Annotated in this window: 15 protein-coding genes and 2 pseudogenes; 8 read left to right on the top strand and 9 right to left on the bottom strand. The window is 74.0% G+C overall.

The genetic code is table 11. The annotated features are described in order from the left end of the window. Window positions 1-345: 345 nt before the first annotated feature. Entirely contained in the window at window positions 346-1,977 is a 1,632-nt protein-coding gene (locus AB0A74_RS30130) for a protein kinase (RefSeq protein WP_358254686.1), read from the top strand. 9 nt (window positions 1,978-1,986) lie between these two features. Here AB0A74_RS30130 and AB0A74_RS30125 read toward each other — a convergent pair whose 3' ends face one another. The 5 genes from AB0A74_RS30125 to AB0A74_RS30105 all read right to left on the bottom strand — a co-directional run bounded on the left by AB0A74_RS30125 (window position 1,987) and on the right by AB0A74_RS30105 (window position 9,181). Continuing rightward, a complete protein-coding gene (locus AB0A74_RS30125; protein WP_358254684.1) occupies window positions 1,987-4,086 on the bottom strand; it encodes a transglutaminaseTgpA domain-containing protein in 2,100 nt (699 codons plus the stop codon). An 89-nt stretch (window positions 4,087-4,175) separates the two neighbouring features. Beyond that, window positions 4,176-5,306, bottom strand: a complete 1,131-nt coding sequence (locus tag AB0A74_RS30120) for a DUF58 domain-containing protein (protein WP_358254682.1) — start codon at window positions 5,304-5,306, stop codon at window positions 4,176-4,178. Then, window positions 5,303-6,289, bottom strand: a complete 987-nt coding sequence (locus AB0A74_RS30115) for a MoxR family ATPase (RefSeq protein ID WP_358254680.1) — start codon at window positions 6,287-6,289, stop codon at window positions 5,303-5,305. The genes AB0A74_RS30120 and AB0A74_RS30115 overlap by 4 nt, the downstream gene beginning before the upstream one ends. 31 nt (window positions 6,290-6,320) lie before the next feature. Further along, window positions 6,321-8,462, bottom strand: coding sequence for a hypothetical protein (locus tag AB0A74_RS30110; protein ID WP_358254678.1), 2,142 nt, complete (start codon window positions 8,460-8,462; stop codon window positions 6,321-6,323). Between the two features lie 227 nt (window positions 8,463-8,689). Then, complete coding sequence (locus AB0A74_RS30105) at window positions 8,690-9,181, bottom strand: MarR family transcriptional regulator (protein WP_358254676.1); 492 nt, start codon at window positions 9,179-9,181, stop codon at window positions 8,690-8,692. 91 nt (window positions 9,182-9,272) lie between these two features. On the opposite strand from AB0A74_RS30105, the gene AB0A74_RS30100 reads away from it, so the two are divergent. Both AB0A74_RS30100 and AB0A74_RS30095 read left to right on the top strand, forming a co-directional pair. After that, window positions 9,273-9,818, top strand: a complete 546-nt coding sequence (locus AB0A74_RS30100; protein ID WP_358254674.1) for a YceI family protein — start codon at window positions 9,273-9,275, stop codon at window positions 9,816-9,818. Between the two features lie 284 nt (window positions 9,819-10,102). Next, complete coding sequence (locus AB0A74_RS30095; RefSeq protein ID WP_358254672.1) at window positions 10,103-10,606, top strand: ATP-binding protein; 504 nt, start codon at window positions 10,103-10,105, stop codon at window positions 10,604-10,606. Between the two features lie 134 nt (window positions 10,607-10,740). On the opposite strand, the gene AB0A74_RS30090 is transcribed toward AB0A74_RS30095, so the two are convergent. Next, window positions 10,741-11,577, bottom strand: coding sequence for an EamA family transporter (locus tag AB0A74_RS30090; protein WP_358254670.1), 837 nt, complete (start codon window positions 11,575-11,577; stop codon window positions 10,741-10,743). Window positions 11,578-11,750: 173 nt separating this feature from the next. Between AB0A74_RS30090 and AB0A74_RS30085 the strand changes: the two genes are divergently transcribed. Continuing rightward, window positions 11,751-12,365, top strand: a complete 615-nt coding sequence (locus AB0A74_RS30085; RefSeq protein ID WP_358254668.1) for a GTP pyrophosphokinase family protein — start codon at window positions 11,751-11,753, stop codon at window positions 12,363-12,365. Here AB0A74_RS30085 and AB0A74_RS30080 read toward each other — a convergent pair. Next, window positions 12,362-12,967 carry an LUD domain-containing protein gene (locus AB0A74_RS30080; protein WP_358254666.1) on the bottom strand — a complete coding sequence of 202 codons (606 nt, stop codon included), beginning with the start codon at window positions 12,965-12,967 and terminating at the stop codon, window positions 12,362-12,364. The two genes, AB0A74_RS30085 and AB0A74_RS30080, sit on opposite strands and share 4 nt — an antisense overlap. Window positions 12,968-13,092: 125 nt before the next feature. On the opposite strand from AB0A74_RS30080, the pseudogene AB0A74_RS30075 reads away from it, so the two are divergent. After that, window positions 13,093-13,335: pseudogene (locus tag AB0A74_RS30075) on the top strand (sigma factor-like helix-turn-helix DNA-binding protein); the annotation flags it as partial. A 132-nt stretch (window positions 13,336-13,467) separates the two neighbouring features. Here AB0A74_RS30075 and AB0A74_RS30070 read toward each other — a convergent pair. Next, a pseudogene (locus tag AB0A74_RS30070) lies at window positions 13,468-13,611 on the bottom strand (tyrosine-protein phosphatase); the annotation flags it as partial. 45 nt (window positions 13,612-13,656) lie between these two features. Further along, complete coding sequence (locus AB0A74_RS30065; protein WP_358254665.1) at window positions 13,657-14,097, bottom strand: nuclear transport factor 2 family protein; 441 nt, start codon at window positions 14,095-14,097, stop codon at window positions 13,657-13,659. A gap of 78 nt (window positions 14,098-14,175) precedes the next feature. On the opposite strand from AB0A74_RS30065, the gene AB0A74_RS30060 reads away from it, so the two are divergent. The 3 genes from AB0A74_RS30060 (at window position 14,176) to AB0A74_RS30050 (ending at window position 24,152) form a co-directional block, all read left to right on the top strand. Further along, window positions 14,176-14,724 carry an ABATE domain-containing protein gene (locus AB0A74_RS30060; protein ID WP_358254664.1) on the top strand — a complete coding sequence of 183 codons (549 nt, stop codon included), beginning with the start codon at window positions 14,176-14,178 and terminating at the stop codon, window positions 14,722-14,724. A 516-nt stretch (window positions 14,725-15,240) separates the two neighbouring features. After that, complete coding sequence (locus tag AB0A74_RS30055; RefSeq protein WP_358254662.1) at window positions 15,241-16,506, top strand: serine hydrolase domain-containing protein; 1,266 nt, start codon at window positions 15,241-15,243, stop codon at window positions 16,504-16,506. Window positions 16,507-16,586: 80 nt separating this feature from the next. Continuing rightward, window positions 16,587-24,152 (top strand): amino acid adenylation domain-containing protein, encoded by a 7,566-nt coding sequence (locus tag AB0A74_RS30050; RefSeq protein WP_358254660.1) that lies wholly within the window; start codon window positions 16,587-16,589, stop codon window positions 24,150-24,152.

Raw genomic sequence — 24,152 nt, 5'->3', positions numbered from 1 at the left:
GACTGGATTACCGAGGTGTGCACTTCCGACCTCCCTGGGCGCAGCCCAACCACGCTTTGGTCTTCTCCGCAACCAGCTTTTCCGGTTGCGGAGAAGACCAAAGCGTGGTTGCCTCCGGCAGGCCGTACGGGGAACGAACCGACGCCCTTCCACCCCCCGGGGGCCTGCCGCGCGGCGAGCGCCGCTTTTGATCTTTCCGCTCTTCGCTCTTCGCTCTTCGCTCTCCGACCCCGACCCCGCCCCCCGACCCCGACCCCGACCCCGACCTTGACAGCACACCAGCGCGCAGCGTCCAAGAGCGCGAAGCCCCCTTCCACCCCCACCTCCGCCGGATAAGATCCGGGAGTGGATCCGTCGGACGACCTGAGACAGTGGGCACCCGAGCCCACCGCCACCACCGCGCCGGCGATCAGCCTGCCCGGCTACAGCGACTTCCGGCTAGTCGCCCACGGCGGCGAGGGCACGGTGTACCGGGCGCGCCAAGACGGGCTGGGGCGGGACGTCGCGGTCAAGGTGCTCGACGTGACCGATCCAGGCACCGTGGCGCGGTTCCAGCGCGAGCTGGAGATCACCGTCCGGCTCGGGCGGCAGCACCCGCACATCGTGACCGTGCTCGACACCGGCTCGATCGCGGGTCGGCCGTGCATCGTCATGGAGTACCACGACCTGGGCTCGCTGCACGACCGGCTCACCGAGCACGGCCCGCTGCCCGTCGCCGACGTGGTGGCGGCCGGGATCGCGGTGGCCGACGCGCTCGCGTTCGCGCACGGGCAGGGCATCCTGCACCGGGACGTCAAGCCGCAGAACATCCTGGTCCTCCCGACCTCCTACGTCCTCGCGGACTTCGGGATCGCGCGCGGCGCGGACGCCGGGCACTCCGCGTCCCTGCAGATGGTCAGCTACCGCCACGCCGCGCCCCAGATGGTGGAGGGACACCCGCCGGCGGCGGCGGACGACCTGTGGTCGCTCGGCTCGACCCTGTTCACCCTGCTCGACGGGCAGCCGCCGTTCGCGTCGGCGACGCCCGAGCAGGACACCATGCTCGCCTACCTGGGCCGCGTCCAGTCGATGCCGCCCCGGTCGCTGCTGCGCCGCGACGTGCCGCCGGAGCTGGTCGCGATCATCCTGCGGTGCCTGAACAAGAACCGCGAGGACCGCTTCCCCGACGCCACCTCGCTGCGCGCCGCCCTGGCCGCGATCCCGACCTGGGCCCCGCAGTCCACAGTGGACCCGGACCACACGGTGGCGGTGCGCCGGGACGTCCCCCGGCACTACCCCGAGGGCCCGACGATGGTCCCGGACTTCGGCCCGAGCCCCACCGCGCCCGAACCCGAACCCACCCCGGAACCGCCACCCGCCGAACCACCGGCGCCCCGCACGTGGACCGAGGACCTGGCCGACCTGACCGTCCGCCACTCCACGCACCGCCCACCGGTCCCACCGCCCGCGCCCCCGCTGGTGACCCTCCCGCCGGACCGCCCGCTCACCGCCAAGCCCCGCGACAACCGCATGGCCGGCGAGGGCTCACGGCGCGCGCCGAAGGTCCTCGCCGGCGTGGCGGCACTGGTGGTGGGCGTCGGCGGCGGGGTCTACCTGAGCGTCCGCGACAACGCCCAAACCGTCACCGCCCAGCCGCCGTCGTCCACCACCACCGCCACCACGACCGCCTCGGCCACGTCGCTGCAAGCCGACCCGAGGTTCGTCCCGGTGCTGAAGCGCCTGGAGGACAAGGGTTCCAGCATCACCGTGCACTGGACCGACCCGAGCAGCGGCAAGGCGCAGTTCGTGGTGTTCGACGTGACCGGGCAGACGCCGCGCGGGACGGGCACCATCGCCGCCGGCAACACCCAGCACACCGTCGAGGGCCTGGACCCCAAGGCGGAGCAGTACTGCTTCAAGGTGGTCGCCATCGGCCTGGAGGACTCGACCACGCAACGCGGCTCCTCCGACCAGTCCTGCGCGGTCCGCAACGGCTGACGGGAACGGTCAGCGACGACGCCACAGCGGCCGCGGATCCACCGCCCACAACAGCCGCCGCGACCACCGAGCCCGCCGCTTGACACCTCCCGCGACAACCCGCGCCAACCGCCACGTCTCCGCCTCGCCGCCATGCCTCCCCACAGCCTGCGGCCCGCCGCCCCTCCCCACCGGCTCCACCCCGCCCACCACCACCGCCGTCCCCACCGGCGCGAAGGCCGAGCGGTCGGCCAGTTCCGCCAACCGATCCGCGGGCGGCCCCAACTCGCGGGCGATGTCCGGAGCCGTCCGATCGGGCGGCGGCGTTCGGCCGGCCAGCAACAACCCGTCCAACACGTGCTCCCAGGCCCCCGCCGCACCGGCCCGCCTCAACCGCACGCGCCGCCCCACCCGCAACGCGACCACCAGCAACAACACCACCAGCGGGACCGCGGCCAGCACCACCCAACCCACCCACCGACGCGACTCCGACGCCACCGCCCGCGCCGGCGGCTGGGCGGACGACGGCACGAACGGCGGCGGAGCGGACAACGCGGTCGTCGTCGGCGTGGCGGTGATCGACGCGAGCCGGTCCAGCACCTCCCGCTTGGCCGCCGCGCTGGACCCACCCGACGACGACCCCGCCAGCGGGTCGAACGGGACCCAGCCCCACCCCTCGAAGTACACCTCCGGCCACGCGGTGGCGTCGCTCCCCCGCACCACACGCTCTCCGCCACCAGCAGCACCGACCGCACCGTCCCCGCCGGCGGGCTGGAACCCGACCACCACCCGCGTCGGCAACCCGACCGCCCGCCCCAGCACCGCGAACGCCGACGCGAACTGCTCCGCCGTCCCGGCCCCGGCCCCGGGCTCCCCGGCCGTCCCGAACAGGAACCGCTCCAGCCGCGCGTAGGACGACCCGACCGGCGCGCCGGCGTCCGGGACGCGCCCGGTCCGCACCACCTGCTCGATGGCCACCGCCCGCTCGAACGGCGTCCGGGCGTTCCGCACGATCTGCCGCGCGTACTCCGCCAGCGAGAACGGCAACCCCGGCAACGCCAGGTACCGCCGGGCCCGCTCCCCCGCCGGGACGCCGGCCCGCGTCAGGTCGGCGTCGTCGGGCACGTCCACGACCCCGCGCACCCGGTACGACAACCCCGGCGACAGCCCGTCCAGCAGCACCAGCGACCCGGAGTTCGGGTCCACCATCGCGCCGTCGAGCGTGACCGACGTCGGCCGCCCGGCCGTGGGCACCCAACTGCCGGTCAGCTCGCCGATGGTCACCTCCACCTCGGCCTCGGCGGTCCGGCCGCCCGGCGGCAGGTCCGGGTCCGCGACCGCGCCGATCGGCCCGTACAGCGACGCCGCCCGCCACGCCGCGCCCGAGTAGTCCGACAGCGCCGCGAGCCGGATCGCCCGCTCCGGGCCGCGCACGCGGAACAGCTCGACCGGCCCGAGGTTCGCCCAGGAAGCCAACTGCGGCAACGGGTTCGTCACGCCCAGGTCGGTCACCGGCGGCTCGACCAGCTCGCGCGGCTCGAACGCGCCGGTGGTCGGCACGGTCGAGGCCAGCAGCGCCACCACCGCGACCGGCACCAGCGGCAACGCCGCCAGCAGTCGGCCACCGGTCTCCAACCGGTCCACCACCAGCCAGCCCACCACCAGCAGCGCCACCAGCAGCAGCGCCACCAACCCGTGCCGGTCGGCCTTGCCGGCGGTCAGCAGCGCGGTGCACGTGTAGAGCACGACGACCCCGACCGCGGGCCCCAGCAGGGCGCGGCCGGTCACCGACAGGGCCACCGCCAGCGCGACCCCGAACACCAGCAGCACGCCCGGCACCAGCAGCTCCGGCGTGGCGGGCGCGGGACGGGCGGCGGTCAGCAGGCGCGGCACGACGTCGAGCAGCACGGTGGTCGGGTCGGTGGTCTCGGCGGTGTCGCGGGCCACCCAGTACGCGCCGGCCAGCGCGAACGCCACCAGGCACAGCAACGTCAGCCCGGCCGGCACCCGCCGCCACCGCACCAGCGGCACGCACGCGAACGCCACCACCACCGCGCCGGAGAACACCAGCGCCGGCACCCACCCCTGCCACCCGGCCCCGAGGTGGACCGCCGCCACCACAAGGACCAACACTCCCCAGGCCGACCGCACACCGAACGACCGCACACCCACCGACCCAGCACCCGCCGACCCAGCACCCGGCGACCCAGCACCCGCGCTCACCGCGACACCGCCGTCCCCCACGCCGACAGCAACGACTCCGCGTCCGGCGCACGCAACACCAACACCCCACCCGACGCGGAGATCCCCGCCGCCTCGTCGACCGCCAGCACCACGCCCACCGACGCCCGCGACGCCTCCAACGTCAACGCCGACAGGTCCGACGCCGACCCGCACACCACCGCCACCACGTCCAGGTCCCGGATCGGCACCGGGGAAGCGCCCGACGACCCCACCGCCATCTCGGCCAGCACCGCCAGCACCGCGGACGCGTCGACCGACCCGGCCGCCACCTCCACGTCCACCCCGCCCGAGGAGGTCAGCAGCCGCACCGGGTGCCCCTCGGCGACCGCCACCGTCACCAGCGACGCGGCCACCTCGACCGCGTCCTCGAACCGCGCGGGGTCCGGGTAGCCGCGGGCGTCGTCGTCCAGCAGCACGGCCAGGTGCGGGCGGGCCGGGTCGGCGTCCTCGCGGACCATCAGCGTGCCGGTGCGGGCGGAGGTCGCCCAGTGCAGGCGGCGCAGGTCGTCGCCGGGCACGTACTCGCGCAGGCCCACCAGGTCCGTGCCGCCGCGCTCGACCCGCTCGTCCGCGCCGACGTGCCCGCGCCGCACCCCGCCGGGCAGCCCGCGCACGGGCAGCACGCGCGGCACGACCCGCACCCGGACGACGTCGCCGAGCACGGTCCGCGCCACCGCCAGCCCCGCCAACCCCCGCCGGCTCAACGTCAACGGCCCCACCGGCAGCAGCCCGCGGGCGTGCGTGGGGATCGGGTACTCGACCTCGACCGTCTGCCCCGGCCGCAGCACCGGGATGCCCACCGGCACCGGGTTGCCCGCGACCAGGTCCACCGCGTCGAACACGACCGGGAACCGCTTGCCGGTGCCGGTCAGCTCGACCACGCCGGTGCACGTGCCCAGCCGCGGCACGGTCCGGGGCCGCACGGTCCGGCGCGGCGCGACCCGCGCCCGCGACAACACCGACAGCACCCCGACCGCGGCCAGCGCCACCAGCGCCACGCCCATCCCGACCACGCCGGGGTAGCGCCACCACAGCCCGACCGCCACCAGCAGCACACCGAGCACCACCGCGCCCACGCCGCGCCGGGTCAGCCGCACGCCCCTCATCGCGACGACGGTCTGGGCACCGCCACACCCGCGACGACGTCCTGGAGCACCTGTTCGGTCGTGACCCCGGCCAGCTGCGCCTCGCGGGTCGGCACCAGGCGGTGCGCCAGCACGGGCGCCGCCAGCGCCTGGACGTCACCGGGCACGGCGAAGTGCCGCCCGCGCGAAGCCGCGTACACCTGCACGCACCGCACCAGGGCCTTGAGCCCGCGCGTGCTCGCGCCCAGCCGCAGCCGGTCGTCGGCGCGGGTGGCCGCGCCCAGCTCGCCGACGTAGCGCAGGATCGGGTCCGCCACGTGCAGGGTCTGCAACCGGCGGCCGTACTCCGCGACGACGTGCGGGTTGGACACCGTCGGCACCGCGCCGACGAACCCCGCGCCGCTGCCCGGCCGCAGCACGTCCAGCTCGTGCTCGGGCGACGGGTAGCCGATGGACGTGCGCAGCATGAACCGGTCGAGTTGCGCCTCGGGCAGCCGGTAGGTGCCGTCGAGGTCGATCGGGTTCTGCGTGGCCACCACCAGGAAGGGCGCGGGCACCGCGTGCGCCACGCCGTCCACGGTGACCGTGCGCTCCTCCATGACCTCCAGCAGCGCGGACTGGGTCTTGGCGGCGGCGCGGTTGATCTCGTCGGCCAGCACGATGTTGGCGAACACCGGGCCGGGCCGGAACTTCACCTGGCCGGTCTGCGGGTCGTAGACCGACGTGCCGGTCACGTCGGAGGGCAGCAGGTCGGGCGTGAACTGGACGCGCCGCGACACCCCGCCCAGCGCGCCCGCGACCGCGCGGGCCAGCGTGGTCTTGCCGGTGCCGGGCACGTCCTCCAGCAGCACGTGGCCGCCGGCGAACAGCGACACCAGGACGAGGTCCACCACCTCCCGCTTGCCCCGGACCGCGGTCTCCACCGCGTCGCCCAGGCGCGCGTGCAGGACGCGGAACGCCGCGATCTCGTCCTCGCCGACCGCCGGGACCGCCGTTGTCGTCACTTCTCGCCCGTACCCCTCGTCGTGCCCTTGTTCACTGTTCGTCTTCGGGGCGCTTGCGGTTGCGCAGACCCAGCAGCCACGCCGCCGCCAGCAGCGCCAGGCCGCCGCTCGCCATCGGGGCGGCGTCGGCGCGGGGCGCGCTGCGCGGCTGGCAGATCCGGCCGCCGCCGCAGGGTTCGGGCTCCATGTCGCGCACGATCACGCTGCGGGCGTAGGAGTCGACCGACTGCCCGCCGGCGTGCGCCCGCACGACGATCCGGTTCGTGCCGATGTCCACGTAGATCTCGACCGACCCGCCGCCGCACGCGATGGGCACGGACGTGCTGTAGGTGATGTTGACGACCTCGCACGTGCCGCTGTGGTTGGCCCAGTCGGCCGGGGGCGAGGTGTTGATGATCCGGCTGAACATGTCGCCGGTCGCGCCGACCGAGGAGATCACGACCGCGCCCGCCGTGGGCAGGCTGGGCGGCGGCGGTGTGGTGGTCGTCGTCGTGGTCGGCTGGGGCTGCGGCGGGGGCGTGGTCGTCGTGGTGGTCGGCTGCGGCTGCGGCTGCGTGGTGGTGGTCGCCACGACCGGCGGGCGCACCGAGAACGACGCGGTCGCGGCCTCGCCCGAGCCGAGCCTGTTGTAGGCCGTGACGGACACGTCGAGCCGACCGCTGGCGCAGAACGCGCCGCCCGCGCAGGGCAGCGACAGGTCCGCCGACGTCCCGGCCACCTGGGTGGACTTCGTGCCGCCGCTGAAGCCGCCGGTCGCGGTCACCGAGTAGCCCGACACCGCCTCGCCGTTGTCCGGCGCGGCGCCCCACGTCACGCGGACCACGACGGTCGAGCCGTCGTTGGACACCTGGTTCACCGTCACGCCGGGCGGCCGGCCGGGCGCGACGCCCTTCACCCCGGCGCTCGGGGTGGTGGTCACCGGCGCGTCGGTGGTGGTCGTCGGGTCGGGGCCGCCGGGCCGCCGGTCGTCGCGCGTGGGCGGGTCGGGCCTGGGCGGCGGCGGGCTGGGCACGCTCGGGATGGGCGAGCGGTCCGGGTCGGTGACCGGGAGTTCGGGGCTGCGGATCACCACGTCCTTGGTGCGGCCGTCGGTGTCCACGATGACGCCGTTGGACGCGCCGGGGGTGTTGATGAACAGCTTGCCGTCGTCGAAGACCAGCTCGGGGTCGTTGCCGGGCGCGGGCACGTCCTGGCTGCCGCGCTTGCCCGACCGGTCCAGCACCACGACCTTGCCCGCGCCGCGGCACGGCACGTAGACGCGGTCGCGGAACACGGCGGGGCGGCCGGGGCGGGCACAGCCGTACTGGCCCATGTCCACGCGCACCACGTCGTCGTCGGAGACCAGCACGACCGCGCTCGCGTCGGGCACGGCGGCGGGCACCAGGCCGGGCGGACTGGACTGGGCGGCCAGCACCTCGCCGGACAGCGAGTCGGTGCCCAGGGTGAGGTCGCGGGTGGTGCCGTCGCGCACGACGACGCCGCCCTCCAGGCCCAGCAGGGTCACGCCGCGCTCGTGGGGCACCAGGGCCGTGCGGGGGCCGGCGCCGGGCACCGGCCGGTTGGAGAGCTGACGGAACCTGTCGGCGTCCTCGGCCCACTCCAAGGCGTGCAGGTTGCCGCCGTGGTCGACGGCCCACACCACGCCCCGGTCGTCGGCGACGACGTCGGCCAGCGGCCGGCCCACCCGCCACGGCTCGCCGACGTCGGCCAGGGTCACCGGGTCCACGTTGTGCACGGTGCCCGCGTCGCGGTCGACCACGTAGATGCGGTCGTCCACGATGAGCACCTTCGGCGACTGCCCGACCGGAGCCTGGCGGCGTCCGCTGGCGAGCAGGGTGGCCAGGTCCACGACGGTGATCTGGCCGGTGCGGCGGTCCAGGACGATCAGCCGGTCGTCGGACTGCGCGATCTCCAGCTGCGCGTCGCCGCCGCTGACCTGCAACCGGGTCTGCGGCTTGCCCGAGCTCGGGTTGACCTGCACGACCTCGCCGCGCTCGTCGTCACCGAGCCAGGTCATCCCGTCGGAGACGTCGACGGCGGTGCGCGCGATCCCGTTGCCCAGCGCCGCGCCGACCAGCAGCAACACGCCCAACGAGGCCGCGGTGGCACTCGCCGATTGACGGCGGCCGACCGCGACGACCCGACGAGCGATCTTCCCCAGCGTTAACCCCACGCGCGGATGCTAACGCCCTCCTATGACACTTCGGAGGAGACTCTTCGGCCCTGCTCCGACCGGCGCAAGGACCTTCGGCCGGATGCGTCCACTTCGGACCGAACACCTCCCTCGCGGGAGGGACGCCCGACTGCGCTGCACGCCGAAGGGACGCCCGGTCGCGCTCCACGCCGGAGGGCCCGCCCGGTCGCGTCCCTCGCGCCGGGGCGGGGTGAGCGCTCGCCCGGCTAGAACTCGCCCAGCTCGGCCCGCACCTGGGCGCACTCGCCCTGCAGGCCCTTGTCGATCGCCCGGCTGATCTCCTCCAGCGACCGCAGCTGCTCCGGGGTCAGCACGTCGAACAGGTGCTCGCGCACCGCCGTGACGTGTCCGGGGGCGGCCTCCGCCAGCACGGCGTACCCGCGGTCGGTCAGCACGGCGATGGAGCCGCGCCGGTCCGACGGGCACGCCTGCCGCTGCACCCAGCCCTCCTTCTCCAGCTTGGCCACCGCGTGCGAGAGCCGACTCCGGGAGGAGTGGCAGACCAGGGCCAGCTCGCTCATCCGCAGCGACCGGTCCGGGGCCTCGGAGAGTGCGACCAGGATCTCGTAGTAGGCGACCGGCATCCGCGAGTCGCGCTGCAACTGCCGGTCGAGGTGTTCGGTGAACTTGGTCACGGCGGTCATGAAGCCGCGCCAAATCCGCTGTTCATCGGCGTTCAGCCACCGCACTTCGCTCATGCTCCCATCATACGGGCCTTGTTGAACTCTCAACCAGGATGCGCTATGTTCGGTTGAGAGTTCAACCAGACCGAGCGAGAAGGACTACACCATGACCACGCAGACCGTGCAGATCCCCGGCTACATCGCGGGCACGTGGGCGATCGACCCGGTGCACTCGGACGTCTCCTTCGTGGTCCGCCACCTCGGCATCTCCAAGGTCCGCGGCCACTTCGACACGTTCGAGGGCCAGATCGTGACCGCCGAGAACCCGCTGGAGTCGACCGTCACCGCCAAGATCGAGACGGCGTCGATCAACACCAAGAACGAGGCGCGCGACGCCCACGTCCGCAACGAGGACTTCCTGGACGTCGAGAAGTACCCCGAGCTGACCTTCACCTCCACCGGCGTGCGCGCCAACGGCGAGGGCTTCATCGTCGACGGCGAGCTGACCCTGCGCGGCGTGACCAAGACCGTCGAGCTGGAGCTGGAGCTCAACGGCTTCGGCGACGGCTTCGAGGGCGCGAAGGTCGCGGGCTTCTCCGCCAGCACCGAGATCAGCCGCAAGGACTTCGGCGTGACCGGCGGCGCGGCGGGCGCGGCCGTCGGCGACAAGATCACCATCCTGCTGGAGATCGAGGCCGTCCTGCAGGCCTGAGCACCCCTTCGAAGGGGCCTGACCGGCGAGTCCGGACAGGCCCCTTTCGCGTGCACGCGCAGTGGTCGCATCGCTGGTTCGAGTGACCCCTGATATTCCACCCCAGTCCGCACATCGGTACGGTCTGAGACCTTCCAGGCACGAACCGTGAACCACCGGCCCGCTCCGCCCGTACTAATGGACACGTTCCGCTCACGGTGTCTAGACCACGTGGGTGACACGGGCTGTATTCATGGCACCATCTGGCGCAACATGCGGCTGGACGCCCGGCGAGGAGGATCGGTGTGAACGCCCGGACCGAACAGGTCGACGACATTCGACTCGTCGCGCTGCCCACCGCGGTCAACGTCGCGGACATGTTCGTGCGCTTCTCGCTCGGCGAGTGGCGCCTGCGCTCGATGCAGGACGAGGCCGCCCAGACGGCCCGCCGCCTGGTGGCCGCGGCGGTCGAGGTGGCCGACCAGCGCGCCCCGGGGTTCCTCCTGGTGCGCCTGCGCCTGAGCGGCAACTGCCTGGTCGTGGAGGTCGAGGGCAACCGCGTGGCGCTGCCGCCGGAACTGGCGGGCGGCCGGGCGGGCCTGGTGGACCTGACGGCGGGCGGACGCCTGGCGTGGTGCGAACTCTCCCTGCCGTCGGGCATGAACGCCTCGGCCGTCCCCCTGCCGCGCCGCGAACCCCGCCGCTCCCCGGCGGCGGAGGCGCTGGGCGACGAGCCCGAGGTGGACCCGGAGGTCATCCAGCGCATCCTCTACGGCCTGGGCGGCGCGATGGACCGCCGCCAGGACTGACCTCGGCCAGGCCTGACCCCCGCCGGACCTGACCCCTGCCTGACCTGACCTCGGCTGGACCCTCGGCCGAGCCACGGCACCCCGGAGGCTGCCCGGTCGCGCGCACCGCGCCCGACCGGGCAGCCTTCCCCGTCTCAGCGGGCCAGGGCCGCCAACGCCACCGCCAGCACGGCCATCCCCGCCCAGGACACGGCGGGCAACCGCTCCCCCAGCACCACGACACCCAGCACCGCCGCCACCGCCGGCTCGGCGAGCGTCAACGTGGTCGCCGCGGCGGCCGAGGTGTGCCGAAGCCCCAGGCCGAACAGCAGGTAGGCCAGGAACGTGGTGAACACCGACAGGTGCGCCACCACCGCCACCCCGCTGCCGGCGCCCAGCCACCCGACCCCGAGCCACAGCAGCACCGGCAAGGTCAACACCGACGCCCCGCCGAACACGGTCCCCACCACGGCCCGCGCCGGGAACCCCACCCCGATCAGGTGCGCGCACACCACGGAGTAAGCGGCGTAGGACAACCCCGCGACCACGGCCAGCCCCACGCCGACCAGGTCCACGTGCGCCTCCCCGCCCCCGAGGACGAGCGCCGCGCACCCCGCCACCGCGGTCGAGGTCACCAGGGGCCGCGAGCGCACCCCCAGCACGATCGGCGCGGTCGCCAACGCCACGGTGGTGGCCACCGCGACACCGGTCCGCGCCACCGCCGGGTAGAACGCCAACGCGTACCCGGCCACGGTCACCGCCCCGACCAGCAACAACCGCCGATCGGCCCGGACGACGACCGACCGCGCGCCGCGCGCGGTCAAGAACAACAACAGGCCACCGACGACCAACCCCGCCGCGCCGACCGCCGCCGCGGGTGCGGACGACGGCGCCAACGAGCTGACGGTCCCGGTGGTGCCCCACAGGAAGCACGCGCCCAGGATGGGCAGCGGTCCGTGGGTGAAGCGTGCTCGAAGCACAGTGGACGACACGTGTTCTCCGTTCGCGGATGTCCGAAAAAGGGCGCGAACGGGCGCACGGCGACAGGGCCGAGCGGATTTCAGGAGGTTGCCGCGGGTGCGCCCGTCAGGCGGCCGGCGGCGGCAGAACGACGTGCCAGTGGGTGTTCACACCCGGCATCGTAGCTGATCGGTACGCTGGGATCATGGAGACGGGCGTCGCCGACGACCTGCTGCGGCAGTCCCTGGTGGTCTACAAGTTCGCGGTCGAGGAGCTGATGACGAAGCTCCGCATCCTCAGCGAGGAGTTCGACCTCGTCCACCGGCACGACCCGATCGAGCACATCACCCAGCGCGTGAAGCGCCCCGACGCGATCCTCGACAAGCTGCGCCGCAAGGGCCTGCCCGCGGACCTGGCCCTGGCCGCCGAGCACCTGGACGACGTGGCCGGCGTGCGGGTGGTCTGCCCGTTCGTCTCCGACGTCTACCGGGTCCGCGACATGCTGGCCCGCCAGAGCGACGTCGAGATCCTCAAGACCAAGGACTACATCGCCGCCCCGAAGCCCAACGGCTACCGCAGCCTGCACCTGATCGTCCGCATCCCGGTCTTCCTGTCCGACCGCGTGGAGCACGTCAAGGTGGAGGTCCAGTTGCGCACGATCGCGATGGACTTCTGGGCCACCCTGGAGCACAAGCTGTTCTACAAGTACGACGACCAGGTGCCCGCCGGTTTCGTGGAGGAGCTGACCAGCTCGGCGGCCATCGCGGCCGAGCTGGACGCCCGCATGGAGTCGCTGCACCAACGCATCCAGCACGACTAGAACCCGATCGCCTCCCGCAGCAGCAGCACGGTGGCCCGCCCCGGCCGGGGTTCGGCGTTCAGGACGAGCAGGCGGTTGACGGCGCTGGGCATGCCGTACACGGCCTGGGCGCGGGCGTTCTCCAGCGGGAGGGCGTGCTCCTCGACGCGGCGCAACGCCGTGGCCAGGTCGGGCACCACCTTCTGCGCGCCGACCACCCACACCGCCCGCGCCGCGCCACCGGCGTTGGCGGGCAACTGGCTGCCGCTGCCCGAGGCGAGCACGACCGAGCCGGTCTCGGTCACCGCCGCGACGCTGTTGACCACGAAGTCGGGGCCGGCGACCAGCTTGCGGATCTCGTCGGCGCCCGTGGCCCGGTCGATGGCCAGGACCCGCGGTCTGATGGCGTCGTACCGGCCGCTGGCGTTGATGTCCTCGTCGATGCCGGACAGCCGCAGGGTCTCGCTGGCCCCGGTGAGCACGCTCGCGCCCTCGGGCACCAGCTCCCCGACGCGGGCCCGCGCGGCGGCGACGTCGGCAAGCACCTCGGCCGCGAACCCGTTGGCGCGCAACGCCGCGGCCACCCGCTCCAGTCGCTCGGACGAGGCTGGTTCGTCGAACAAGTCAGTCTCCTCACTCGTCGTTGTCACCGGTACGACAAGACAGCGCCCCGGAACGTGAGGTCCGACCCCACGACCCGGGGCGCTGTCTTGTCTGATCAGGTGTGAGCGAGCGAGGGAGCCGATTCATGACCACCACGGCCCAGCACGGGGCCCCGGGCGTCACCGCGGTCATGGGCGAACGCCGCCGGCTGATCAACCTCGCCCACCGGCTCCCGGGCTCGCCGGCCAACGCCGAGGACGTGGCGCAGGAGACCCACGCCCGCTGGTACGCCCTGTCCCCGGCCGAACGCGTCGCCTTCGTCCTGCACGACGTCTTCCGCTACCCCTACGCCGAGATCGCCGCGGTCCTCGGCCGCACCACGGCGGCCTTCGCCGCCAACGCCGCCTCGATCCACGGCCCCTGGTCCGGCATCCCGAGCGCCGCGAAACCCGCCGCCAGCCGCCCCGCGCTCGTCCGGGTCGCGCAGGTCCACCACGGTCCGGATCCCGTGGTCCCGGACCGCAGCCCACCCCGCCCCGGTCAGCCGGTCCGGCGCGTCGGCGCGCACCACCGCACCCACCCGCGTGACCCGCGACCCGGCCGCCAACCCCCCGAGGTCCCGGGCGTTGTAGCAGCCGTCCCACTCCAGGTGCCGGTCGATCACGCCCTGGAGGACGTCCGACCCGCCCCACCGGTTGTGCGCGGACCGTCACCCGAGCGGGAGATCGTCGTCCGACGCCGGGTCGATCCGCCGCTCGTGCGCCCCGATCCGGACGTCGTTGATGCTCGCCTCACGCCGCCGCATCAAGCCGTCCGCCGCGAACTCCCAGTTCTCGTTGCCGTAGCTGCGCCACCACTGCCCCTCGTCGTCGTGCCACTCGTACTGGAAGCGCACCGCGATCCGGTCGCCCGCGAACGCCCACAGGGACTTGCGCAGCACGTACCCGTGCTCCCGCTCCCACTTGCGGGTCAGGAAGGCGACGATCTCGTCCCGGCCGGTGACGAACTCGGACCTGTTGCGCCACACGGAGTCCGGTGTGTACGCCGCCGCCACGCGCAGCGGGTCGCGCGTGTTCCAGGCGTCCTGCGCGGCCCGGACCTTCCGGCGGGCGGTCTCCTCGTCGAACGGCGGCACCAGCTGCACGGTCAACCCCCTCTAACGTTTGCGGTTCGCCGCAAACGTTAGAACACGTGCCTAACGCATGCAAGCCGGTGCTACCGTGAGACCGTGCTGCCCGATGAACCCCGCCCCGTCCGCCTGATGAACACCGTCTGGGCCGACCGCTCCGGGCCGCACGACGACCTCACCACGACGGAAGGCCTGACCACCTGGCTGGGCGGCGCCCCCGCGGACGCCGCCGACCTGGAGGCGTTCCGCGCCCTGCGCCAAGCCCTGCGCGACCTGGCCGCCACGATCACCGACGACACCCGCGAGATCGCCGCCGGCCGAGACCCTGACGCGGCCGTCGCCGCCGTGAACGCGGCCGTCCGCCGCGCCGCCACCTGGCCGCAGCTCACCGTCGAGGACGGCGACCTGGTCCGCCGGACCACCACGGACACCGCCGGCCGACCCGCCGAGGTCCTCGCCGCCACCGCGGCGGAGGCGGTCGAGCTGTTCACCGGTCCGGACCACGCCCTGCTGCGCGCCTGCTACGCCCCGGGCTGCGTCCTGTACTTCGTCAAGGACCACCCGCGCCGCGAGTGGTGCTCGCCGGGCTGCGGCAACCGCGTCCGAGCCGCCCGCCACTACCGCCGCACCCGCGCCGCCGACGCGTAACACCCGGCCGCGCACACCGCGCGCCGATCGGCCGCACACCGCACGCGGGCTGACCGCACCCCCACGCGCCGGCTCATCACGCGCCGACGAGCCGAACACATTGCACGTCGCGCAACCCGCAGAAGCGCCCGCCGCGCACACCGACAACCCGACCGGCGAGTAACCACAAACGACGACCGATGCCGGAAGGTTACGCCTGTGGCCGCATTTCTTCGGTAACACTGTCCAACACCGTGAAATATACTTCGCGAGTCCATCCAGTGGACACCCCCGCGCCGGGTTTCCCCCCGAGTGCGAATAGACCTCACATACGCCCCGGCACTTACGGAACCGGCCAGTCCAAACCAGGCCGTTCGAGTGAAATGGGGAGGCGCCGCCGGAAACGGCCGGTTACTTCCGCAGAAACCGGGGAATCTTAATTCGGCAGATGCTCCGTTTGGCGGTCGCGTGGCTCCCGGAACGGCCGTCAACGTAGGTCCGCGACCAAATGGTCCATTCGCACAAAGGATCGGATCGATGAACCGCGAACAGATCGCCCGTCGATTAGTCGGCCTCGTCGACGAGCACCTCGTGCCCGGCGCGCAGCTCGCCGTGCACCGCCCCGGTGAAGGGCTGTGGACCACCGCCGTCGGCCTTCCCCCCGACGCGGCCGTGCCCATCGGGTCGATCACCAAGACCTTCACCGCGACCGTCGCCATGGCCCTGGTCTCCGACGGCGACCTCGACCTCGACGCGCCGCTGCCCGACGTCGGCCTGCCCCTCACGCTGCGCCAGTTGCTCAGCCACACCGGCGGCCTGCCGTCCGACCCCGACGACGTCCACGGCACCTCGCTGCGCCGCCACGCCCTGGAGGCGTGCCGCACGCTGGTGCCGCTGCACCGCCCCGGCGCGGGCTTCTCCTACTCCAACATCGGCTACGTCCTGGTCGGCCACCTCATCGAGCAGGCGACCGGGATGTCCTGGTGGGAGGCGGTGGACGCGGTGCTGCTGCGCCCGCTGGGCCTGCGCCCGCGGTTCACCGTGGGGCCCGACACCGACCGCGCCGCGGTGCCGGGCCACGCCGTCAACGCCGCGCTGAAACGGGTCGTCCCGGTGCGCCAGTCGCTGGCCCTGGTGGACGCGCCGGCGGGCGCGCTGGCGGCCAGCGCCACCGACCTGGTGACGTTCGGGCGGATGCTCGCGGGCGCGCCGCCGACCCTGGTGGACCCCGACGACCTCGACCTGATGCGCGCGCCGGTGCGGCACGCGGAGCCGTTCGGCATGGCCGACGGCTGGGGGCTGGGCCTCGCCCTCTACGAGCGGGACGGCGCGGTGTGGGTGGGCCACGACGGCACCGCCGACGGCACCTCCTGCCACCTGCGGATCAACCCCGACGACGGCACCGTGGTCGCGCTGACCACCAACGGCAGCAGCGGCTTCGCGCTGTGGCGCGACCTGGTGCCCGAATTGGCCGAGGCCGGCCTGCCGGTCGCCGATTACGACGGATTCCGCGCGCTGCGCCGCCGGATCCCGCCCCCGCCGGAGTGCGCGGGCCGGTTCCGCAACGGCGACACCGAATACAAGGTGCGACCGGCCGACTGCGAAGAGTTGGAGCTCACGGTGGACGGCGAGCCGTTCGCGGACCTGTCGTTGTTCGACGGGCTGGTGTTCGCGATGCGTGATTCCGACACGGGCGACACCAGCCAGACGGGCCGTTTCCTGCGGGACCCCCAGCGCGGGTCGATCGAGTGGATCCAGATCGGCGGCCGGCTCGCCCGGCGGCAGGTCCCGGAAATGGTCTGAAAAACACGTTTGGACCCCAGTAAAAGCGGGTAAGGCGGCGCCCGCTGCTCCCCGAATCCCCCAGAAAGGTTCCGCTCGCGATGACGTCTGCCCAAAACCTGCCGAGACTCGTGGCCGAGCAGGTCGCCCGAACCCCCGAGGCCCCCGCCGTGGTCTGCGCCGAGGGCGCGGTGAGCTACCGCGAACTCGACGCGCGCGCCAACCGCCTGGCGCACCTGCTGCTGGCCAAGGGCGCCCGACCGGAGCGGGTGGTGGCGATCGCCCTGCCCCGGTCGGTGGACAACGTCGTCGCCCGGCTCGCCGTGCTCAAGACCGGCGCCGCCTACCTGCCGGTCGATCCCGCCTACCCGGCCGAGCGCATCGACTTCATGCTCGCCGACGCCGAACCGCTGCTCGTCCTCGACGGCCCCCTGGACACCGACGGGCAGCCCGACACCGACCCCGGTGTGCCGATCCACCCCGACTCCCCCGCCTACGTCATCTACACCTCCGGCTCCACCGGGCGGCCCAAGGGCGTGGTGGTGACGCACCGGGGTCTGCCCGCGTTCGCGCGCGCCGAGATCGCGCACTTCGACGTGCGGCCCGGCGACCGCGTCCTGCAGTTCAGCTCCCCCAGCTTCGACGCGTCCGTGCTGGAGCTGTGCATGGCGCTGCCGGCCGGCGCGGCCCTGGTCGTGCCGCCGCCCGGCCCGTTGCTGGGCGAGCAGCTCGCGGACGTCATCGACGGGTTCGGCGTGACCCACGCCCTCATCCCGCCGGTGGCGCTCGCGACCGTCCCGGACCGGCCGCTGCCCACCTTCCGCTGCCTCGTCGTCGGCGGTGACGCGTGCGCGCCCGACCTGGTGGCCCGGTGGGCCCCCGGCCGGACCATGGTCAACGCCTACGGCCCCACCGAGTCCACCGTCGTCACCAGTTGGAGTGGGCCGCTGGAGCCGGGCGGCGCGCCACCCATCGGCCGGCCGATCCCCGGCACCGAGGTCCGGGTGCTGGACGACGAGCTGCGCCCGGCCGAAGAGGGCGAGCTGTACGTGACCGGCGTGGGCCTGGCGCGGGGCTACCTGCGCCGGCCCGGCCTGACCGCGGCCCGGTTCGTGGCCGACCCGTTCGGCCCGCCCGGGTCGCGCATGTACCGCACCGGCGACGTGGTGCGCCGCGCCCCGGACGGCGAGCTGGCGTTCGTGGGCCGCGCCGACCACCAGGTGAAGATCCGCGGGTTCCGGGTCGAGCCGGGCGAGGTGGAGGCGCTGCTGCGCGAGCACCCGGCGGTGCGGCAGGCCGTCGTCGTCGCCCGCGACGAGCCCAAGCGGCTCGTGGCCTACGTGGTGGGCGAGGTCGAGGGCCTGCGCGAGTACCTGGCCGCCACGCTCCCGGACTACCTGGTGCCGTCGGCGTTCGTCGCGCTGGACACCTTCCCCCTGTCCCCCAACGGCAAGCTCGACCGCGACGCGCTGCCCGCGCCCGTCGTCGGCACGGCCCCGGAGGACTTCGTCGCGCCCCGCACGGACGCCGAGCGGCGGGTGGCCCAGGCCTGGCAGGAGGTCCTGGGCGTCCCCCTGGTCGGCGCGCACGACGACTTCTTCGCCCTCGGCGGCGACTCGATCCTGGCCGTGCGGGCGCTGGCCCGGCTGGGCGGCCTGCCGGTCGCGGCCATGTTCGAGCACCGGACGGTCGAGGCGCTGGCCGCCGTGCTGCCCACGCGCACCCCGATCCCCCGCGTCCCGCACGACCGACCGCTGCCGCTGTCCCCCGCGCAGCGCCGGCTGTTCTCCCTCGACGGCACCGCCGAGCAGAACACCGGCGTGGGCCTGCGGCTGACCGGGCCCCTGGACGTGTCCCGCCTGGAGGCCGCGCTGGACGCGCTGGCGCGACGCCACGCCGCCCTGCGCACGACGTTCGACGTGGTGGACGGCGAGCCGGTGCAGGTGGTCGCGGACCACGGCACCATCCCGCTGGTCGTCGGGGACGAGCGCGAGCTGTGCGCGCCGTTCGACCTGCGGCGCGGCCCGCTGACCCGCGCGGTGCTCAAGCCCCTCGGCCCGCAGGACCACGTCCTGGTCCTGGTGCAGCACCACATCGTCACCGACGGCTGGTCGGTGGCCGTGCTGGTGGACGAGCTGGCCGACCTCTACGCGGGCGTCGAGCCGGCCGCGCCCACCGCCCAGTACCCGGACTTCGCGGTCTGGGACGCCGACCGCCCGCACCAGGACGCCGCCTACTGGGTCGAGCGGCTGGCCGGGCTGGAAGCGCTCGACCTGCCCACCGACCGGCCCCGCCCGGCCCTGCGCACCACCGCCGGCGCGGTCCACCGCCGCCCGCTGCCCCGCGACCTGGTGGACCGCCTCACCGCCGTGGGCCGGGCGCACGACGCCACCCTGTTCACCACGCTGACCGCCGCCGTGCAGGTGCTGCTGTCCGCACGGGCCCGGCAACGCGACATCGCCGTCGGCACCGTCACCTCCGGCCGCGACCACGCCGACCTGGAGCGCGCGGTCGGGTTCTTCGTGCGCACGCTCGTCCTGCGCTCGTGGGTGGACCCGGACCTGCCGTTCACCGCGTTCCTCGACCAGGTCCGCGGCACCGTCGTGGAGGCGTTCGAGCACGAGGACGTGCCGTTCGACCGGCTGGTGGCCGAGCTGGGCGTCGAGCCCGACCCGAGCCGCACTCCCCTGGTCCAGGCGGTCGTGGCGTTGCAGCAACCCCTGGTCGAGCGGGCGGACTTCGGCGGGCTGGCGCTGGCCGAGCACGACCTGCCCCGCCCGCACGCCCGGTTCGACCTGGTGGTCGAGTTCTGGCCGCGCGACGACTCGCTCACGCTGACCGTCGAGTACAACACCGACCTGTTCGACGCCGAGACCGTCGAGCGCCTCGCCGAGGACCTCGACCGGCTCCTCCACGACGTCGTGGCGCACCCCGACCGGCCGCTGAGGTCGTTGGTGGAGCTGGACTTCCCGCCCGACGACGCCGTGCGCGTCCGCGGCCTGCGGGTGGACCTCGCCGAGGTGGAGGAGACCCTCAAGCGGCACCACGAGGTGGCCGACGCCGTCGTGGTCCCGGTGGACGGCCGCCTGGTCGCCTACGTGGCGCCGCCGGTGAACCCGGCCGCCCTCAAGGGTTTCGCCGGCCAGACCCTGCCCGCGCACGCGATCCCGGCCACCTTCGTCGGGCTGCACCGGCTCGACCGCGCCGACCTGCCCGCGCCGCCGCGCGAGTCCGACGGGTACGTCGCGCCCCGCACGCCCACCGAGGCCGTGCTGGCGGACGTGTTCGCCGAGGTGCTGGGCGCGCCGAAGGTCGGCGTGCGGGACAACTTCTTCGCGCTGGGCGGCGACTCCATCCTGGGCATCCAGGTGGTGACCAGGGCCCGCGCGGCCGGGCTCGTGCTGACCTCGCGGGACATCTTCGCCCACCAGACCGTCGCCGCGCTCGCGCCGCACGTCACCCGCGACCTGCCGCCCGACGCCGACCAGGGCCCGGTCACCGGCGACGCGCCGCTCACCCCGATCCAGCGGTGGTTCCTGGGCACCGGTTCCCGGCTGTTCGAGCAGTCCCTGGTGGTGGACCTGGACTTCGCCGTCACCGAGGCGGACCTGGCCGACGCCGTCGCCGCGCTGGTCGAGCACCACGACGCCCTGCGGATGCGGTTCGAGGCGGACCGGCAGGTCAACCGGCCGGTCGGCGGCCCGGACCCGTTGCTGCGCGGGGAACTCGTCGGTCCGCGGTCGGTCCGGCTCACCGCGCACCACCTGGTCGTGGACGTGGTGTCGTGGCGCATCCTGGCCGAGGACCTGGTGACCGCGTTGCGGCGGGAACCGCTGGGCCGCAAGACCACGTCGTACCTGGACTGGGCGCGCCGGCTGGCCGGGCACACCCGCGCCGGCGGGTTCGACGACGAACTCGCGCACTGGGCCGCCGTCACCGGCGGGGACGTCCCCACCGACCGCCGGGGCGCCAACACCTACGCCACCGAGCGGGAAGTCACCGTCCGACTGTCCGAAGAGGACACCACCGCGCTGCTGCGCGACGTGCCGGAGGTGTACCGGACGCAGGTCAACGACGTGCTGCTGACCGCGCTGGGCCGGGTGCTGGCCGACTGGACCGGTCGCGACCGGGTCGTGGTGGACCTGGAGGGCCACGGCCGCGAGGAGCTGTTCGCCGACATCGACCTGTCCCGCACGGTCGGCTGGTTCACCTCGGTCTACCCGGTGGCGCTGGACGTGCCGCGCGAGTGGGGCGCGGCCCTGAAGTCGGTGAAGGAGCGGTTGCGGGCCGTCCCGCGGCGCGGGATCGGCTACGGGGCGCTGCGCCGGCTCGCCGGCGGCCCCGCGTGCGACCCGGCCGTGGGCTTCAACTACATCGGCCGGTGGGGCGGCGGGCAGCGCGACCTCGACCTGACCGCCGACCCCGACATGCCCCGCCCGCACCTGCTCGACGTGGTCGGCCGGGTGCAGGACGGGCGGCTGGAGGTCGCCTGGCACTACAGCGCGGCCGTGCACGACGAGTCCACCGTGGCGCGGCTGGCCGAGTCCTACGCGGCGGCGCTGCGCGCGGTCATCGCCCACTGCGCCGCCCCGGGCGCGGGCGGCCGGACGCCGTCGGACTTCCCGCTGGCGCGGCTGACCCAGGAGCAGGTGGACCGGATCACCGGCGAGGACGCCTACCCGCTCACGCCGATGCAGGCGGGCATGGTCTTCCACGGCCTGGGCGAGCGCGGTCGCCTCGGCGGGTCGGACGCCCGCGTGTACTTCCAGCAGATCACGTTCCTGGTGGACGGGGTGCCCGACTCGGCGGCCTTCGCCCGCGCCTGGCAGCGGGTGGTGGACCGGACGCCGGTGCTGCGGTCGAGCGTGCTGTGGGAGGACGTGCCCGAGCCGCTGCAGGTGGTGCACGAGCACGCCGAGGTGCCGTTCACGTTCCTGGACTGGAGCGACCTGGACGAGGACGCGCGCGCCGAGCGGCTGCGGGTGTTCCTGGAGCAGGACCGGGCGCTGGGCATCGACCTGTCCGTGCCGCCGCTGATGCGGGTGGCCGTGGTCCGGCTCGCGCCGGAGACCGTGCGGGTGGTGTGGACGTTCCACCACGTGCTGTTGGACGGGTGGAGCGTCTTCCAGGTGCTGTCGGACGTGCTGGGCGAGCCCGCCGAGCGCCGGCCGTTCCGGGACTACGTGGCGTGGCTCGCGGCGCAGGACGAGCAGGCCGCCGAGCGCCACTGGCGGGAGGTGCTGGGCACGTTCGACTCGCCGACGCCGCTGCCGGCCGACCGGCCCGCGGCGGGACCGGCGGCGTCGTCGGAGCGGCACGCGGTCGCGTTGTCGGCCGAGGAGTCGGACCGGCTCTACGCGTTCGCCCGCACCCACGGCCTGACCGTGAACACGATGGTGCAGGCCGCGTGGGCGTTGCTGCTGGCGCGGTCGTCGGGGCAGCGGGACGTGTGCTTCGGCGCGACCGTGTCCGGGCGGCCGGCGGACCTGCCGGGCGCGGACGCCATCACGGGCATCTTCATCAACACGCTGCCGGTGCGGGTGGCGGTGGACGGCACGCGGCCGGTGGTGGCCTGGCTGCGGGGGCTCCAAGCCGCGCAGGCGGAGTCGCGGCGGTTCGAGCACGTGCCGCTGACCCGGCTCAAGGCGTGGAGCGCGGTGGCCGACGGGGTGGACCTGTTCGACAGCGCGGTGGTGTTCGAGAACTACCCCGTCGAACTGGGTGACGGGATGGGGCTGCGCGAGATCGAGGCCGTGGAGACCACGAGCTTCCCGCTCAGCGCCACGGTGTACCCGTCGCAGCGGCTGGGCGTCCTGCTGGGCTACGAGCCCGCGGTGTTCGACGCCGCGACCGTCGAGCGGCTGGGCGAGCGGCTCAAGGCGCTGCTGGTCGGGCTGGCCGAGGACCCCGAGCGGCCGGTGGCGCGCGTGCCGTGGCTGTCCGACGCCGAGCGCCGGCAGGTGCTGGTGGACTGGAACGGCGACGCCGAGTTCCCGGTCACCACGACCATCCCCGAGCGGTTCGCCGCGCAGGCCGCCCGCACGCCCGACGCGATCGCGGTCAGCTTCGCCGGAGAGCACCTGACCTACCGGGAGCTGGACGAGCGCTCCAACCGGCTGGCCCACCACCTCGTCGCGGCGGGCGCGGGCCCGGAGCGCCTGGTGGCCCTGCTGTTCGAGCGGACCGCGGACCTGGTCGTGGCCGTCCTCGGCGTGCTGAAGTCCGGCGCGGCGTACCTGCCGATCGACCCGGCCTACCCCGCCGAGCGCATCGCGGGCACGATCGCCGACGGCAAACCCGTGGTCGTGCTGGACCGGCTGCCCGACCTGTCCGGGTACCCGACGACCGCGCCGCGCGTGGAGCTGCACCCGGAGAACTCGGCGTACGTGATCTACACGTCCGGTTCGACCGGCAAGCCCAAGGGCGTGGTGATCCCGCACAGCAACGTCATCCGGCTGTTCGCCGCCACCCGGCACTGGTACGGGTTCGACGAGAACGACGTCTGGCCCCTGTTCCACAGCTACGCGTTCGACGTGTCGGTGTGGGAGCTGTGGGGCGCGCTGCTGCACGGCGGGCGGTTGGTCGTCGTGTCCTACGAGACCTCCCGGTCGCCGCGCGAGTTCGCCCGGCTGGTCCGGGAGGAGGGCGTGACGGTGCTCAACCAGACGCCGTCGGCGTTCTACCAGCTCATCCCCGAGCAGCCGGACGTGGAGCGGGTGATCTTCGCGGGCGAGCCGCTGGACCTGGACAAGACCAAGGACTGGCGCGGCGCCGGGACCATGATCAACATGTACGGCATCACCGAGACGACCGTGCACGTCACCTACACGGTGGCCGACGGCTCGATCGGCGTCCCGATGCCCGACCTGCGGGTCTACGTGCTCGACGAAGACCTCGAACCGGTGCCGCCCGGGGTGGTCGGCGAGATGTACGTGGCCGGCCCCGGCCTCGCCCGGGGCTACCTCGACCGGCCGGGCCTGACCGCGTCCCGGTTCGTGGCCAACCCGTTCGGCGCGCCGGGCGAGCGCATGTACCGCAGCGGCGACCTCGGCGTCTGGCGCGACGGGACGCTGCACTGCCTGGGCCGCGCGGACCACCAGGTGAAGATCCGCGGGTTCCGCGTCGAGCTGGGCGAGATCGAGGCCGTCCTCGCGGCGCACCCCGCGGTCGCGCAGGTCGTCGTGCTCGCGGTGGACGAACGCCTGGTCGCCTACTACGTGCCCGACGGGCACGTGGCCGTGGCGGACCTGCGCGAGCACGCCTCGGCCGCGCTGCCCGACTACATGGTCCCCGCGGCGTACGTGGCGCTGGACCGGCTGCCGCTCAACGCCAACGGCAAGCTCGACCGCGCCGCGCTCCCCGCGCCCGAGCGCGACGCGGTCACCTCCACCGAGTACGTGGCCCCGCGCACCGAGACCGAGCGGGCCATCGCCGAGATCTGGGCCGAGGTGCTCGACGTGGACCGGGTGGGCGTGGAGGACAGCTTCTTCGCGCTGGGCGGCGACTCCATCCGCAGCCTGCGCATCACGTCCCGGACCAAGGCGGCCTTCGACGTGGACCTGTCACCACGCGACGTGCTGACCGCCCGCACCGTGTCCCACCTCGCCGGCCTGGTCGAGGAACTCGTGCTGGCCGACCTCGAAGCCCTCGCCGACCGGGAAGCGTGA

The sequence above is a fragment of the Saccharothrix sp. NPDC042600 genome (assembly GCF_040647305.1).
Lineage (GTDB): Bacteria > Actinomycetota > Actinomycetes > Mycobacteriales > Pseudonocardiaceae > Actinosynnema > Actinosynnema mutabilis.
This window is presented reverse-complemented; position numbering and strand designations above follow the sequence as displayed.

What these genes read in the sequence shown, in the direction of transcription:
- AB0A74_RS30120 (WP_358254682.1), bottom strand. Translation starts at nt 5,306, where the DNA reads ATGAGGGGCGTGCGGCTGACCCGGCGCGGCGTGGGCGCGGTGGTGCTC.
- AB0A74_RS30105 (WP_358254676.1), bottom strand. Translation starts at nt 9,181, where the DNA reads ATGAGCGAAGTGCGGTGGCTGAACGCCGATGAACAGCGGATTTGGCGC.
- AB0A74_RS30100 (WP_358254674.1), top strand. Translation starts at nt 9,273, where the DNA reads ATGACCACGCAGACCGTGCAGATCCCCGGCTACATCGCGGGCACGTGG.
- AB0A74_RS30085 (WP_358254668.1), top strand. Translation starts at nt 11,751, where the DNA reads ATGGAGACGGGCGTCGCCGACGACCTGCTGCGGCAGTCCCTGGTGGTC.
- AB0A74_RS30055 (WP_358254662.1), top strand. Translation starts at nt 15,241, where the DNA reads ATGAACCGCGAACAGATCGCCCGTCGATTAGTCGGCCTCGTCGACGAG.
- AB0A74_RS30050 (WP_358254660.1), top strand. Translation starts at nt 16,587, where the DNA reads ATGACGTCTGCCCAAAACCTGCCGAGACTCGTGGCCGAGCAGGTCGCC.